Genomic DNA, 14,597 nt, shown 5'->3' with positions numbered 1-14,597 from the left:
GCGAAGAGCTGTGATGTTTAGGAGAAGTAAATGGCGAAATATCGCGCTGTGGTGAGTTGGCAAAAACAGGCAGATGAAGTTTATATCGATAATAAATATAGTCGTGGCCATACTTGGTCATTTGAAGGAGGGGTGAGTGTACCTGCTTCTTCCTCGCCACATATTGTGCCGCTTCCGTATTCTGTCGCTGAGAATGTTGATCCAGAGGAAGCTTTCGTTGCGTCATTGTCGAGCTGCCATATGTTATTTTTTCTCGCGATGGCAGCGAAAAAACGCTATGTGGTTGCTAGTTATCAAGATAATGCACATGGTGAAATGGCAGAAAGTGACGGTAAAATGATGATGACTCGAGTTACGTTAGTACCTGATGTTGTTTTTACTGGTGCACGCATGCCTTCATCTGAGGTTATCGAAAAGTTACATCACTTGGCTCATGAACAGTGTTTTATCGCAAACTCCGTGAAAACTGAAATAGTTGTTGAAATTCCTCGTTAATATCGGAAATATAATGACAAGTATTGATAGCTGGTATGTTGTTGATTTAGGTGATGCAAATATTGCAGACTTGCTACTTGAACGTTTTAAAAATCAATTAGAAAAAACATATCAATTAGCTAATAGTATCATACCAATGGCCGCATTTTATCGATATGAATCGACAGACCTACACTGTCATACCATGCTTTATTTAACGGCCAGTTTTCAAAAAATAGCTAAGTTACCGAATGCCCAACGATGTAAAGCACCTGATATTCAAGGTTTGCAGTTTATTGCTGGTGATGTAAAGCTCAGTGATTAAGATAGTTAATAAGGAATTTATTTTGCAAAAAAATAGTAACGGTGCATTTATACTTGGCGTTTTTATTTGTATAGGATTAATTACTTTAGGTTACTTTCTTTCATCTGCTGCAATTACGTATAAGCAATATGAACGCAGCGTAAAGGTAAAAGGTTTAGCAGAACGTGAGTTGAGTGCAGATGTTGTTATTTGGCCAATTCAATTTGCCGTTGCTAATAATAACCTTGAACATTTATATCGTGACATAGAGCAAAATGCCGAAAAAATAAAAACGTTCATAACTAAACGTGGTATCGATGCCAATGAAATGAGTTTATCAGCACCTGCTATTACAGATAAATCAGCACAACAATATGGAAATAATTCTGTGGCGACTTTTCGCTATACTGCGATACAAACGGTGACGGTTTACTCAACTAATATAGAATCAGTACGGCAGTTACAAAGCGCCTTGTCAGAGCTCGGTAAACAAGGAATTGTGTTCACGGGGGGGAATTACCAATCTCGTACAGAATACTTATTTACGCGTTTAAATGACATAAAGCCAGACATGATTGAAGAAGCAACTAGAAATGCACGGGAAGTGGCAGAAAAGTTCGCGTTAGACTCTAACAGTCAATTAGGAAAAATTAAACGCGCTTCACAAGGGCAGTTTAGTATTAGCAGTAGAGATACAAACAACCCTCATATTAAAAGAATACGCGTTGTATCTACTCTTGAATATTACTTATCGGATTAATGGTTTAATAATTAATGATCACCTTACGATCTTTTAGACAAAATGATAGTGACTTATTGGTTAACTATTTAAATAATTCACATGTTACACAATTTATTACCAGTGCAATTCCACAACCCTATACTGAGCAAGATGCACAGTGGTGGATTTCCCACAGTCAACAGTCAAATCTTATTAAAGCTATTGAATATCAAGGTGAGTTTGTCGGTTGTATTTCAGCACAACGAGGAGACTTTGAATATTACCGCAGTGCAGAGTTAGGTTACTGGGTTGCTCAAAAATTCTGGGGAAAGGGCATTGCAACAACTGCCGTTCAAGATTTTAACCAATGGCTATTTACGACAACCGATATTCAACGACTACAGGTTTCTGTGGTGTCATTGAACAAAGCATCTAGTCGAGTGTTAGCTAAGAATAACTTTACTTGTGAAGGAATGCGTAAACATGTTTCTTATAAAAAGGGTCAGTTCTTTGATGAAGAGTTATGGTCATTATTAAAAAGTGGCAAAGAACGTTAAGCTGCTTGTAAGACTACATTTGTGTGCAAATAATCTACATTTTATTGAGTGTTGGCTGGTTATAGTGCTATGTTGTAGTTATAGAAATAAATAATAACAAAAGCACATCAAAACTACAGAGGGATAGGACATGTCTAAAAAAAGTAAAAGTGGTTATTTATTTATCTTAAGTGGCGTTTTATTTTTATTTGCAGGGTTATTAGGCGATCAGTTGTCTTTCTATGGTGTTGCCATAATGTTTGCTATTTTAGGGGCTGTGACTATCGCTAAAAATAAGCCATCCGTTGATTCTCAACAAGAATAACCTTTTCAATTGGGAGTGGTTTTACTTTCAATCGAGTAAATGTTCAGGCGCTCGCTAAGTTTTACACCAGCATTACTTTGATGTGAGTGGCTTTAAACTTAGGTACTTGGCATGATTAGTAATCCTCGTGTCATCTTCCGCTACCATTGAGTCATTTTATCGAAAATGTAAACAACGTCCATCCCATTACTAAGGGAAGATCAATTATATGTCATCGCATTTTTTTATTTGCTCAAAACCTAACAACGATTATGATGCATGCACTTTTCGTTAACAAACTACATAAATATGATTGAAAGAATGGAAACGGGCGCCCGTATGAGCCGGATAGTTAAGCATAACGGTACTATTTATCTGTGCGGCCAAGTATGTAAAGATGCAAGTGATAATATTGCCGGTCAAACAACGACGATGCTGGAAAAAGTAGAAGCGTTATTAGCACAAGCTGGCAGCTCAAAAGAGCATATGCTTTCGGCAACAATATATTTAAAAACGATGGACGATTTTGCTGCAATGAATGAGGTTTGGGATGCTTGGGTACCAGCAGGTCATGCGCCCGCTAGAGCATGTGTGCAAGCACCAATGGCACGAGATGTTTTATTAGTTGAAATATCGGTGATTGCAGCGGAATGTAATTAAGGAGTGATAAATGGCAGCAACATGGCAATATAAAACGTTGAGATTCGATAAGAAACAATTTATTTCTGGCAGATTAGATTTGTCATTGCTTGACGATAAGTTAAATGCTTACGGTGAAATGGGTTGGGAACTGGTTAGCCTTGATACGAACTCATCAGTATTTGGCACTGATATCGCCGCAGTTGCTGTTTTTAAACGATTAACTACATAAGTGATAAGTAATTGATTAAGCCCAATAATTAATTGGGCTTGTTATTTTAATCACGCATAATTTAAATGTTAATTATGCGATAGTGCATGGCTTAATGCTCATGATCACAACTGCCTTCTGCATGAACATGACCATGTTCAAGTTCTTCAGCTGTAGCATCTCGTACTTCGATAATTTCAACATCAAATTTTAAATCAATACCTGCAAGTGGGTGATTACCATCCACAGTAATTTCTTCATCTTGTACATCAACAACAATAACTGTTTGTTCGCCTTCGTCTGTAGTGGCACGCAATTGGCTACCAACATCTAAATCTTCAATTCCTTGGAAAAGCGATTTAGGCACCGTTTGTACAAAGCCATCGTGACGTTCGCCGTAGGCATTTTCTGCTGTAACCTCTACTTCAAATTTATCACCGGCTTGATGATCTGTCAGTGCTTCTTCCAGGCCTGGGATCAAATAACCTGTGCCGTGGATAACCGCTAAAGGTTGGTGATCGTAAGAGCTGTCAATAAGCGTATCTTCGCTGTCAGAAACGGCGTAATGCAACATGACGACTTTGTTAGGGGCTATTTTCATAATAATTCCTAGATTTGAGGTTATTGATTTTCAAGCGTGTATGGCAGAGCCATTATTGAGAGTTGGCACGATTGAGGAGATTTAAGTCTGTGATTAGTAGAGTCTTCAGTATCACTTGCTAGAACTGCTTGGACGTATAGTTCACCGTTATCAGCAAGATAATAACTGATAACGTCTCCAGCTTTACGCCAGTTTTCGCCTAATTGCTTTTCAACAACCAATGGCGTTGAAAGTTCATCACAATTACCGGTTAACGCGAACATTGCTTTTTTATTCCTACCTAGATATTGCATTCGAGCAACAGTTTCCTGGCCTAAATAACAACCTTTGGTAAAACTAATACCATGAATGGCTTGCATGTTCAGCATTTGTGGCACATATTCTTGTTCAGATTCAACCAAGTTAGGTACGCCTTGGCTGATTTCTAATAAAGACCATACATCTTGTGAAAGCGTTGGTATCGAAAGAGAGTCAATGCTGTTGTTAACAGTTTCTTTTTCACCAACAAGCACGTAACGTGGAATATCCCCATCAAGATAAAGCAGGGTAATATTGTGCTCCGTTATTGCAGGACAATTAATGTCAGGCACCTGAGAGAATGATTTATTTAAGTGATTAGCTGCTTGTGTGCCACAAACTGCCGCAAAACTGACATGCGCTTGTTCAATATCTACTTTAGCGAATACACCAAATTTTTGTAGCTCGGTTAACGATTGCGTTAACGTACTGATTGGTTGTAGCAATAATAACGCTTGTTGGTGTGAAAATAAGCGAAAACATGAGAGTACTTTACCTTTCGCGGTACAGTGAGCGCCATGTAACAACTTATTTTCCACTAATGATTCTACATCGCAGGTAACTTGGCCTTGTAAATATTTAATTTGTTCTTCGCCTGATATGCTGATGGCGGCAACGCTACGTAACGGTAAAGTAAAAACGTCAGGTAAAGCAGATAAACTTGGTTTCATATGCGTTATGTGATCTGTCATGATGTAATGAATTTGATAGTCTAATGATGACATAAATAAGGGCATTTGTATAAGAGACAAGCCAATAAATTCACGGTAAATCTATCTTTTTTACGTTAGGTATTTTATCTGAACATTAGGTGTTGTTTAAGAGTAAGCCCAACTCATCAAATGAAAGAAAACTAACGATATAATTCGCTTAACATAAGTAGAAGTTGGTAAAGTGAATTTGCTATAATGTGGCTAATGTCGTATTAAGGTAAAAAAAATGTCAGAACCTGTAAATAAAGCTAGACTTAAATGGGCATGTCGTAGAGGTATGCTAGAGTTAGATGTATTGTTTATGCCTTTTGTAGATGAAGCCTATGATGCACTTACAGAAGATAAAAAACGGATTTTTGAACGCTTATTAACTTGCCAAGATCCAGAGTTGTTTGCGTGGTTTATGGGACACGAGGAATGTGAAGACCCACAATTCAACGAAATGGTGCAATTTATACTTAATAGAGTCAAAGTATAGAATACGAATTAAACACTCTTTAATACTCAGCCGTCTGAGCAATGTAGCTATTAGCTTATTTTTTCTATTGTTGGTCTTTGTAATATTGATACCTTATTCAATAAGCTGTCAATATGCTTTACTAATGAGTGGTTTATTGTATTTCGGCAGTTTGAGTGTACGTAAAAACATCTCAACAAATTATGTCGTTAACTTGGATAGTTTAGGGTTTGCTGCCGTTAACCAGCAAAGGGCTCAGCCAATCGTTCAAGGAAGTCGAATTGGCTGGTTAGGCTGTTGGTTGTATTTAGCACCCGTAGATGATGTTCGAAAACAACCAACGAAATTATTTATTTTCAAAGACAGTGTCAGCAAGCAAGATTATGCGCGCCTTTGCCGACACATCCTTAGGTTTCAAAAGAATAATTTACAGGACGTAACTCGGTAACCTGTGCTTTTGGTAACATTTCTGGGTAATCAAGGGTGTAATGTAACCCTCTACTTTCTTTTCTCGTCATTGCACATTTAATGATGAGTTCCGCAACTTGAACTAAATTTCGTAATTCAAGTAAATTATTACTCACGCGAAAGTGACGATAATATTCGTCAATTTCTTTTTGTAATAACTCAACACGATGTAATGCGCGTTCGAGGCGTTTTGTGGTGCGCACTATACCTACGTAATCCCACATAAATAACCTTAATTCATGCCAGTTATGCTGTATAACGACTTCTTCATCTGAGTCGATAACGCGACTTTCATCCCAAGGGGGTAAAGCATGATAACCCTGTTTGTGATCTAATGTTTGCTCTATCTCTTTTGCAGCCGCTCGCGCAAACACTAAACATTCAAGTAACGAGTTACTCGCCATTCTATTAGCACCATGTAAACCGGTATAGGCTACTTCGCCAATCGCATAAAGGTTGTTAACATCTGTTTGCCCTTGTTGATTTATCATCACACCACCACAGGTGTAATGTGCCGCAGGTACTATTGGGATTGGGCTATTTGTCATGTCGATACCCAATGACATGGTTTTTTCGTATATGGTTGGAAAATGCTGCTTAATAAATTCAGGTGATTTATGGCTGATATCTAGATACATACAATCAGCACCTAAGCGTTTCATTTCAAAATCGATAGCACGCGCCACAATGTCACGCGGCGCTAATTCTGCACGTTCGTCAAAACTAGGCATAAATCTGCTACCATCAGGGCGTCTTAATATTGCCCCTTCACCGCGTAACGCTTCAGTGATCAAAAAATTACCTGCTTCAGGGTGGAATAAACAGGTAGGATGAAATTGATTAAATTCCATATTAGCCACTCGGCATCCTGCTCGCCATGCCATAGCGATACCATCGCCACTGGCAATATCAGGGTTAGAAGTATATTGGTATACTTTTGATGCACCACCGGTCGCTAAAATGACTTTTTTTGCATAAATACCTTCTACTTTTTCGGCATTACGATTCCAAACATAGGCGCCTATGCATGGCTTATTTGATTGTTTGTGGTCTCGTACTAAATCAATTGCGTTATAGCGTTCAAAAATACGAATACGATTATGTCGCTTTACACGTTCAATTAGCGTAGTTTGTACCGCTTGACCCGTTGCATCAGCTGCATGAAGTATACGGCGATGGCTGTGTCCGCCTTCTCGCGTTAAGTGATATTTCACATCACCGTCTGCATTGTCTTCCTGATCAAACGCGACGCCTTGTTCAATTAACCACTCTAAACACGCTCTAGCATTTTCAGCGGTATACTGTACGGTGCGTCCATCACATAACCCTGCACCTGCAATTAATGTGTCTGCGACATGTGACTCAATGCTGTCATTTTCATCGAATACGGCTGCAATGCCGCCTTGGGCATAAAAGGTTGAACCTTCATACATTTTACCTTTACTTAAAATAACCACGTCAGCATTTTGAGCTAAATGTAAGGCAAGGGTAAGTCCGGCAGCGCCACTACCAATAATTAAAACGTCACAGTTATGTTGATGATTCATATACGTGGTGAACTAAGGTGTTGTATAATGACAGGGATTTTATCTTGTAATAGGCGTTGATAACAGCATATTAAATAGAGATCTTTATCTTTTTTTAAATAAATTAAAACTTTTTAGAACTTTTTAATGTTTCCTTAGTCTCACTTTATGCGTTTGTTATGAGCCAAATGTTTTTTTAATTAAGTTGTTTGTAGGAGAATTGGCTCGAATGAGCGAACTGAACGTCGACCAAGAATTGGTTGAGCGGGTACAACGTGGCGACAAAAATGCCTACAACCTGCTAGTAACGAAGTATCAGAACAAAGTAGCAAACTTGGTGTCACGCTATGTAAGAAATCATAGTGACGTCCCCGATATTGTTCAAGAAGCGTTTATTAAAGCGTATCGTGCATTGCCTAATTTTAGGGGTGACAGTGCATTTTATACTTGGCTATATCGAATTGCTGTAAATTGTGCAAAAAACCATATGGTGTCGAGTGGTCGTAAGCCACCAGGCACAGATGTTGAAATTGAAGATGCAGAGATATATGATTCAGGTGATGCATTACGTGAAAATGCATCACCCGAAAAATTACTGCTAACCAAAGAAATTAAAAAGATGGTGTTTAGTACCATTGAACAATTACCAGATGATTTGCGTACAGCAATTAATTTACGTGAATTAGAAGGGTTAAGTTACGAAGAAATTGCGACAATTATGGAGTGTCCTGTTGGTACAGTACGTTCTAGAATATTTAGAGCTCGAGAGGCTGTAGATAAAAAAATTCGTCCATTACTTCAGCGCTAATAACGAAAAGGTTAAGGTTTTTCTATGAGTGAAAGCAAATTTGAAACAGTATCTTCGCTAGTCGATAATTTTCATCATGAAGATGCGCTTTTAGACGATGTGCTAAAAGACAATGATATGTCTGAAACGTGGCAGCGTTATCATTTAATTGGTGATGTGTTGCGTGACGATGTAGCACAATCTATAGATATCGATCTTTCTGATGCTATATCAAATGCCATTGCAGAAGAGCCAACAGTGTTAGCTCCGTTGAAAAAACCTAGCTTGCCAAGTGTCGTTAAAGCAAAAGTTGTGAGCATGGTGAAACCATTCGGACAAGTTGCAATTGCAGCGTCAGCCGCAGGTTTGATGGTGTTTGGAGTGCAAACTAATGTGGCTGACAATGATACCGCCACGCCTTACCAAGTAGTTCAAACTGGTTTAGCGGTTGGTGGTGTGGCACAGCCAGTAAGTTTAAACTTTCAACAAAATACTCGTGCTGATCAACAACAAGCGATTGTTGAACAACAACGACGTTTTCATGCGCTTTTACAAGACCATAAACAACAAATGAAATTTAGCGCAGTTATTCCTTCTTCTAAAGATAAGTAGCAACCGCAAGAGGCTGATAAATCGGTTAAATGAAATTAACGACTTTCCTTATTTCACTGGTGTTGATGATATCACCAGTGAAAGCGCAAGAGACGCAAGAACCTACCTCCGCCGAATCATGGCTTAAACAATTATCACATTCACTAAAAACATTAAATTTTGGTACCTCTTTTGTTGTGGTAAAAAATAATCACGCAGAACCGTACCATTGGTTTCATGGCATAAGTGAACAAGGTATTGAACTAGAGATTTTATCTTTACTTAATGGCCCTAGACGCGACGTTTTGAGAAAAGGCGATATTGTCAGTTATATTGAACCAGAACTACCACCGTATTCAGTTAAAACCAGACAAATTACTGGGCCAATTCCTAATGTGTTAAGTAATGATTTAGCCGCGCTTCAAGCACATTATAATTTTGTTTCTGTAGGTAAAAGTAGGGTGCTAGGGCGTGGTGCTCAGGTTATTCGTATTGTACCGAAAGACAACAGTAAATACGCTTATTGGTTATGGCTAGATCAACATACAAGTTTATTATTAAAGTTGGCTGTGATCACTCGAAAAGGCCAACAGCTTGAACAGGTGCAGTTTACCCACCTAGATATTACTGAACAGCCTGCAGAGAGCTTAATACAATTAAATAGTACTGAACTACCTGATGTGGTTGATATTCCAGAAGGCTACCAGCAACAAAAACTTGCTTGGAAAGTTGACTGGTTACCGCAAGGTTTTGAGCGTATCAATGCTAATAGACATCGCATTGTTTCAACAAAAGAACCTGTTGAATTTCAATTATTTAGTGATGGTTTGGCTGAAGTGTCGATCTATGTAACCCCGAGCAAAGAGCAGCAACGTGCTACTGATTACGTAATGGACGGAGCAACAGTTGTATTAAGCCAAGTAGTGAAAGGCCTTGAAGTGAGCGTTGTCGGTAAAGTGCCAACGCAAACCGCGAAACGTATTGCTGATTCTGTCAGACTCATATCTGGAGTAGCTCCTTGATAGAAGAACATGCACAAGTTATTGAAGTAAATGGTGAAAAAGCTATTGTGAAAACAACGGTTAAGTCTACGTGTAGCGGCTGCCAACAACTTGAATCATGTGGCAGTGGCCAAGTAGCGAAGGCTTTTGGTCAAAAGCAAGTAAGCTATCAAATAAATGCAACCACCCCTGTAAGTATTGGTGATAATGTACTCATCGGCCTATCAGAAAAAGTATTATTGTCGGCCGCTTGGCAGGTGTATTTGTGGCCATTAATTGGCTTGTTTATCGGCAGTATAATAGGGCAATATTTTTTTGCTTTAATGAATCTAACGCATGAGCTATTTGCGCTATTTACCGGTTTTTTAGGCGGATACATTGGTTTTAAATGTGCGCAAATTAAGCAACAACGTACTGCATCAGATGAGCGCTGGCATGCAAAATTATTAAGAGTAATTCAACGCAACGAAAGTTCTTCTCAACGTATTAATCTCAGTTAATAATTCATTAAAATACGATTTTTTCTTCAATATCCCAACAAAAGATAGCCCCCACGCGCTAAATTAGATAAAATCTCGCCACTATTATTTTGTGAAAGCTGTATATTAATTTTCTTCTATGAAACATATCCGAAATTTTTCCATTATTGCTCATATTGACCACGGTAAATCTACGTTGTCTGATCGTTTAATCCAACATTGTGGAGGTTTGACTGCGCGCGAGATGGAATCACAAGTGCTAGATTCAATGGATCTTGAGCGTGAGCGTGGTATCACAATCAAAGCACAGAGTGTGACATTAGATTATAAAGCGAAAGATGGTGAAACGTATCAGCTAAACTTTATTGATACGCCAGGACATGTTGACTTTTCTTATGAAGTTTCACGCTCGTTAGCGTCTTGTGAAGGCGCATTACTTGTTGTAGATGCTGGCCAAGGTGTTGAAGCACAAACTGTTGCAAATTGTTATACCGCGATAGAAATGGATCTTGAAGTATTGCCAATTCTTAATAAAATTGATTTACCTCAAGCGGATCCAGATCGGGTTAGTGAAGAAATAGAAGACATTATTGGTATTGATGCGACAGGAGCAGTAGCTTGTTCGGCTAAAACCGGTATTGGTATTGAAGATGTACTTGAATGTATTGTCGCAAATATTCCAGCACCTAAAGGTGAACCAGACGCGAATTTACAAGCACTTATTATTGATTCATGGTTTGATAATTACCAAGGTGTTGTATCACTTGTTCGTGTAATGAATGGAGAAGTGAAAAAAGGCGATAAAATGTTAGTGATGTCTACCGGACAAACACACATTATCGATAAAGTGGGTATTTTTACGCCGAAACAAACAGAGACAGGCATATTAAGAACCGGTGAAGTAGGTTTTATCATTGCCGGTATTAAAGAAATTCACGGTGCACCGGTTGGCGATACTATTACTATTGCTAAGAAAGAAGCTGAAGCACCGCTTGCCGGCTTTAAAAAAGCTCAACCGCAAGTATACGCGGGCATTTTTCCAATAAGCTCTGATGACTATGAAAGCTTCAGAGATGCATTAAATAAACTGAGCTTAAATGATGCATCATTGTTTTTCGAACCAGAGAATTCTTCTGCATTAGGTTTTGGTTTTCGTGTCGGTTTTCTTGGTATGCTGCACATGGAAATTATTCAAGAACGCTTAGCACGTGAATATGATTTAGACTTAATAACGACCGCACCTACAGTAAATTATGAAGTTGAAACGACTAAAGGCGAAGTGTTGTCTATCGATAACCCGAGTGATTTACCTCCGGTAAACGATATTGCTGAAATTCGTGAGCCTATTGTTGTAGCCAATATTTTAGTACCACAAGAGCACTTGGGTAATGTGATTACGTTATGTATTGAAAAACGTGGTGTACAAAAAGATATTATTTATCACGGTAAGCAAGTTGCGGTTACTTATGAGTTACCGATGGCTGAAGTGGTTATGGATTTTTTTGATAAGTTAAAATCAACAAGTCGAGGCTATGCATCACTAGATTATCATTTTATCCATTTTCAAGCGTCTGATATGGTAAGAGCTGACGTAATGATCAATGGTGATCGTGTTGACGCATTAGCGATGATTACTCACCGTTCAAATTCAGTAGCTCGAGGTCGAATGCTTGTTGATAAATTGCGTGAACTCATTCATCGTCAAATGTTTGATATTGCTATTCAAGCGGCAATCGGCAATAACATTATTGCGCGTACTACCGTAAAGCAATTGCGTAAAAACGTAACGGCAAAATGTTACGGTGGCGATATTTCTCGTAAGAAAAAATTATTACAGAAGCAAAAAGAAGGTAAGAAACGCATGAAACAAGTAGGTAATGTAGAAGTACCTCAAGAAGCGTTCTTAGCAGTCCTAAAACTGGAAAACTAAAGGTAAATTATGGCGGTATATTTTTCGATTTTATTGGTCATATTGACAGTAATTACAGGTGTTGTATGGCTAGCCGATAAATTTTACTGGGCACCACAACGACGTGTACAGTTAGCCATAGCTCAAAAGCAATGTGATGGTGAACTAGATTCAGACATAGCAGAAAAAATACTAGAAGCACCATTTTTTATTGATACGCCAGTACAAATATTTCCGGTCATTGCTTTTGTCTTAGTGTTGCGCTCTTTTTTATATGAGCCCTTTCAAATTCCGTCAGGCTCTATGATGCCAACCTTACTCGACGGCGATTTTATTTTAGTTAACAAGCATACTTACGGGTTACGTGATCCGGTATTACGCAATAAATTTATTGAAATCAGCGAACCTGAACGTGGTGATGTTGTTGTGTTTAAATATCCTGTTGATACACGTATAGATTACATTAAGCGAGTTATTGGCTTACCGGGTGATCGCATTATTTATCGAAATAAGTCGTTATATATTAAAACAGCATGTACCGATGAAAACTCTGCATGTGAAGAGTTTACCCAGATCCCACACACATTTGTTAGTAATGGTGACTATAGTGATGGCGACATTGAATTGACGCGATATACTGCTGAATTACCCACGAAAAAACACGATATTTTAGTCAATAATTTAATTGCACCTAGAACAGAGCATTACCATAAACAAAACGGTACGCAGCGCGATGAGTTTGTGGTACCCGAAGGGCATTATTTTGTGATGGGTGATAACAGAGATAATAGCCTTGACGGTCGTTTTTGGGGGTTTGTGCCAGAAGAAAACTTAGTGGGTGAAGCGGTCTTTATATGGATGAGCTTTGACTTCGAGCGCACGGTAGATGATATTTTACCCACTTGGATACCTACAGGTATTCGCTTTTCTCGTTTAGGTAGCATTAATTAATGGTAAAAAATACGCCACAAGCAATGGCGCGGTTAGAAAAACGCTTAGGCTATCATTTTAATGATCCAGGCTTGTTATTACGTGCGTTAACACATCGTAGTGCTAAAGGGCAGCATAATGAACGCTTAGAGTTTTTAGGTGATTCAATCTTGGGTTTTACTATCGCGCAAGCGTTATATGAAAAGTTTCCAAAAGAAAATGAAGGTGACTTAACACGCATGCGTTCAAGTTTAGTACGTGGTGTAACCTTAGCGGAAATTGGCCGAAACTTTGAACTTGGCCAACATCTCATTTTAGGCCCTGGAGAATTGAAAAGTGGCGGCCATCGACGTGAATCTATTTTAGAAGATGCAGTTGAGGCCATCATAGGAGCGGTCTTTTTAGATTCAAATATTGATATTTGTAAGCAATTAGTGCTTTCTTGGTTTGAACAAAGACTCAATGATATACAGCCGGGCCATTCACAAAAAGATCCTAAAACGCGCTTACAAGAGTACTTACAAGGTCGAAAAATTGCCTTGCCACAATATGAGGTTATTAATACAACAGGCCAATCTCATAACCAAGAATTTACAGTACGCTGTTCAACACGAGAAATTTCTGAACCTGTGATCACCAAGGGTACAAGTAGACGCAAAGCGGAGCAAGCAGCCGCTGAAAAAGTGCTTGGCTTGATCTTATCTGCCAAAGAAAATTCTAAGCAATCGAGGAAATAAGATGACTGAACAGCATTGTGGCTTAGTTGCTATTGTTGGTAGACCAAATGTAGGAAAATCTACCTTACTTAATGCATTACTAGGGCAAAAGGTAAGTATTACGTCACGTAAACCTCAAACGACAAGGCATCGTATTTTAGGTATTCTTACTGACGAAGATAAACAAGCAGTTTTAGTGGACACACCAGGTTTGCATGCGGATGAAAAACGTGCAATAAACCGCTTTATGAATCGTGCAGCAAGCAGTTCTATTGCTGAGGTAGAATTAGTACTTTTTCTTGTTGAAGGCACGCATTGGACCTCTGACGATGAACTGGTATTAAACAAAGTAAAAAATGCCAAAGTACCTTGTGTTTTAGTGATAAATAAAGTGGATAATGTTCAAGACAAAGAATTGTTATTACCGCATTTGCAAAAGTTAGGGCAGCTGCATACGTTTCAAGAGATCATGCCAATATCTGCAACTAAAGGCGATAACGTAGAGAAAATTAAACAATTGTGTTTATCTTCGTTACCGGCTGGCGAATTTTGGTTTCCTGAAGATTATATCACTGATCGTTCAAGCCGTTTTATGGCGTCAGAAATTATTCGTGAAAAATTAATGCGCTTTACTGGTGATGAACTGCCATATTCAACCACGGTTGAAATTGAGCAGTTTAAAATGGACGATAAAGGCGTACTACATATTAATGCATTGATCTTAGTAGAGCGTAACAGTCAAAAGAGAATGGTTATTGGTAATAAGGGTGAACGCCTTAAAACCATTGGTAGAGAGGCGCGCATTGACATGGAAGCGTTATTTGAACGTCAAATATTTCTTGAGTCATGGGTAAAAGTAAAGTCAGGATGGGCTGATGATGAGCGTGCTCTACGTAGTTTAGGTTATGGTGATGATTACTCGGGTTAAGGGTA

20 protein-coding genes are annotated in these 14,597 nt (G+C 38.7%); 17 read left to right on the top strand and 3 right to left on the bottom strand.

The features are described 5' to 3' along the window. The first annotated feature begins 30 nt into the window (after positions 1-30). The 7 genes from BI291_RS11170 (at position 31) to BI291_RS11145 (ending at position 3,210) form a co-directional block, all read left to right on the top strand. Positions 31-495: an OsmC family protein gene (locus BI291_RS11170; protein WP_074498846.1), complete on the top strand. Its 465-nt coding sequence runs from the start codon at positions 31-33 to the stop codon at positions 493-495. 13 nt (positions 496-508) lie between these two features. After that, positions 509-799: a hypothetical protein gene (locus BI291_RS11165; RefSeq protein ID WP_074498845.1), complete on the top strand. Its 291-nt coding sequence runs from the start codon at positions 509-511 to the stop codon at positions 797-799. 19 nt (positions 800-818) lie between these two features. Then, the gene (locus tag BI291_RS11160; RefSeq protein WP_074498914.1) at positions 819-1,538 is read left to right on the top strand and encodes an SIMPL domain-containing protein; all 720 of its coding nucleotides are present in this window, start codon (positions 819-821) and stop codon (positions 1,536-1,538) included. A gap of 14 nt (positions 1,539-1,552) precedes the next feature. After that, a complete protein-coding gene (locus BI291_RS11155) occupies positions 1,553-2,056 on the top strand; it encodes a GNAT family N-acetyltransferase (protein ID WP_074498844.1) in 504 nt (167 codons plus the stop codon). 130 nt (positions 2,057-2,186) lie between these two features. After that, positions 2,187-2,360: a hypothetical protein gene (locus BI291_RS18430; RefSeq protein ID WP_175573113.1), complete on the top strand. Its 174-nt coding sequence runs from the start codon at positions 2,187-2,189 to the stop codon at positions 2,358-2,360. 288 nt (positions 2,361-2,648) lie between these two features. Next, positions 2,649-2,999 (top strand): RidA family protein, encoded by a 351-nt coding sequence (locus BI291_RS11150; protein ID WP_074498913.1) that lies wholly within the window; start codon positions 2,649-2,651, stop codon positions 2,997-2,999. A 10-nt stretch (positions 3,000-3,009) separates the two neighbouring features. Further along, entirely contained in the window at positions 3,010-3,210 is a 201-nt protein-coding gene (locus BI291_RS11145; RefSeq protein WP_074498843.1) for a DUF4177 domain-containing protein, read from the top strand. Between the two features lie 91 nt (positions 3,211-3,301). Here the strand turns inward: BI291_RS11145 and BI291_RS11140 are convergent, their stop codons facing one another. Together BI291_RS11140 and ygfZ are read right to left on the bottom strand one after the other, a co-directional pair. Beyond that, positions 3,302-3,790: a peptidylprolyl isomerase gene (locus BI291_RS11140; protein WP_074498842.1), complete on the bottom strand. Its 489-nt coding sequence runs from the start codon at positions 3,788-3,790 to the stop codon at positions 3,302-3,304. 20 nt (positions 3,791-3,810) lie between these two features. Beyond that, positions 3,811-4,812 (bottom strand): tRNA-modifying protein YgfZ, encoded by a 1,002-nt coding sequence (ygfZ, locus tag BI291_RS11135; protein ID WP_175573112.1) that lies wholly within the window; start codon positions 4,810-4,812, stop codon positions 3,811-3,813. A 214-nt stretch (positions 4,813-5,026) separates the two neighbouring features. Here ygfZ and BI291_RS11130 point away from each other — a divergent pair, with 214 nt between their 5' ends. Together BI291_RS11130 and BI291_RS18320 are read left to right on the top strand one after the other, a co-directional pair. Then, on the top strand, positions 5,027-5,278 hold the full coding sequence (locus BI291_RS11130) for a succinate dehydrogenase assembly factor 2 (protein ID WP_074498841.1): 252 nt from the start codon (positions 5,027-5,029) through the stop codon (positions 5,276-5,278). A gap of 124 nt (positions 5,279-5,402) precedes the next feature. Beyond that, the gene (locus tag BI291_RS18320) at positions 5,403-5,705 is read left to right on the top strand and encodes a hypothetical protein (protein WP_139302606.1); all 303 of its coding nucleotides are present in this window, start codon (positions 5,403-5,405) and stop codon (positions 5,703-5,705) included. On the opposite strand, the gene nadB is transcribed toward BI291_RS18320, so the two are convergent. After that, complete coding sequence (gene nadB / locus BI291_RS11125; protein WP_074498840.1) at positions 5,665-7,272, bottom strand: L-aspartate oxidase; 1,608 nt, start codon at positions 7,270-7,272, stop codon at positions 5,665-5,667. The two genes, BI291_RS18320 and nadB, sit on opposite strands and share 41 nt — an antisense overlap. Positions 7,273-7,480: 208 nt before the next feature. Between nadB and rpoE the strand changes: the two genes are divergently transcribed. The 8 genes from rpoE to era all read left to right on the top strand — a co-directional run bounded on the left by rpoE (position 7,481) and on the right by era (position 14,592). Further along, positions 7,481-8,059: an RNA polymerase sigma factor RpoE gene (rpoE, locus tag BI291_RS11120; RefSeq protein WP_074498839.1), complete on the top strand. Its 579-nt coding sequence runs from the start codon at positions 7,481-7,483 to the stop codon at positions 8,057-8,059. Positions 8,060-8,083: 24 nt separating this feature from the next. Next, positions 8,084-8,650: a sigma-E factor negative regulatory protein gene (locus tag BI291_RS11115; RefSeq protein WP_074498838.1), complete on the top strand. Its 567-nt coding sequence runs from the start codon at positions 8,084-8,086 to the stop codon at positions 8,648-8,650. Between the two features lie 29 nt (positions 8,651-8,679). After that, positions 8,680-9,651, top strand: coding sequence for a MucB/RseB C-terminal domain-containing protein (locus BI291_RS11110; protein ID WP_074498837.1), 972 nt, complete (start codon positions 8,680-8,682; stop codon positions 9,649-9,651). Continuing rightward, positions 9,648-10,130 carry a SoxR reducing system RseC family protein gene (locus BI291_RS11105; RefSeq protein ID WP_074498836.1) on the top strand — a complete coding sequence of 161 codons (483 nt, stop codon included), beginning with the start codon at positions 9,648-9,650 and terminating at the stop codon, positions 10,128-10,130. Before BI291_RS11110 ends, BI291_RS11105 begins: the two co-directional genes overlap by 4 nt. Positions 10,131-10,248: 118 nt before the next feature. Then, complete coding sequence (gene lepA, locus BI291_RS11100; RefSeq protein ID WP_074498835.1) at positions 10,249-12,039, top strand: translation elongation factor 4; 1,791 nt, start codon at positions 10,249-10,251, stop codon at positions 12,037-12,039. Between the two features lie 9 nt (positions 12,040-12,048). Next, a complete protein-coding gene (lepB, locus tag BI291_RS11095; RefSeq protein ID WP_074498834.1) occupies positions 12,049-12,969 on the top strand; it encodes a signal peptidase I in 921 nt (306 codons plus the stop codon). Continuing rightward, positions 12,969-13,685 (top strand): ribonuclease III, encoded by a 717-nt coding sequence (rnc, locus tag BI291_RS11090; RefSeq protein ID WP_074498833.1) that lies wholly within the window; start codon positions 12,969-12,971, stop codon positions 13,683-13,685. The genes lepB and rnc overlap by 1 nt, the downstream gene beginning before the upstream one ends. Position 13,686: 1 nt before the next feature. Further along, positions 13,687-14,592 carry a GTPase Era gene (gene era / locus BI291_RS11085; protein WP_074498832.1) on the top strand — a complete coding sequence of 302 codons (906 nt, stop codon included), beginning with the start codon at positions 13,687-13,689 and terminating at the stop codon, positions 14,590-14,592. The last annotated feature ends 5 nt before the right edge of the window (positions 14,593-14,597 follow it).

It is taken from the genome of Thalassotalea sp. PP2-459 (assembly GCF_001913705.1).
GTDB classification, from domain to species: Bacteria; Pseudomonadota; Gammaproteobacteria; order Enterobacterales; family Alteromonadaceae; genus Thalassotalea_C; species Thalassotalea_C hakodatensis.
The sequence above is the reverse complement of the archived record's forward strand: the minus strand, read 5'-3'. Positions and strand labels throughout refer to the sequence as shown.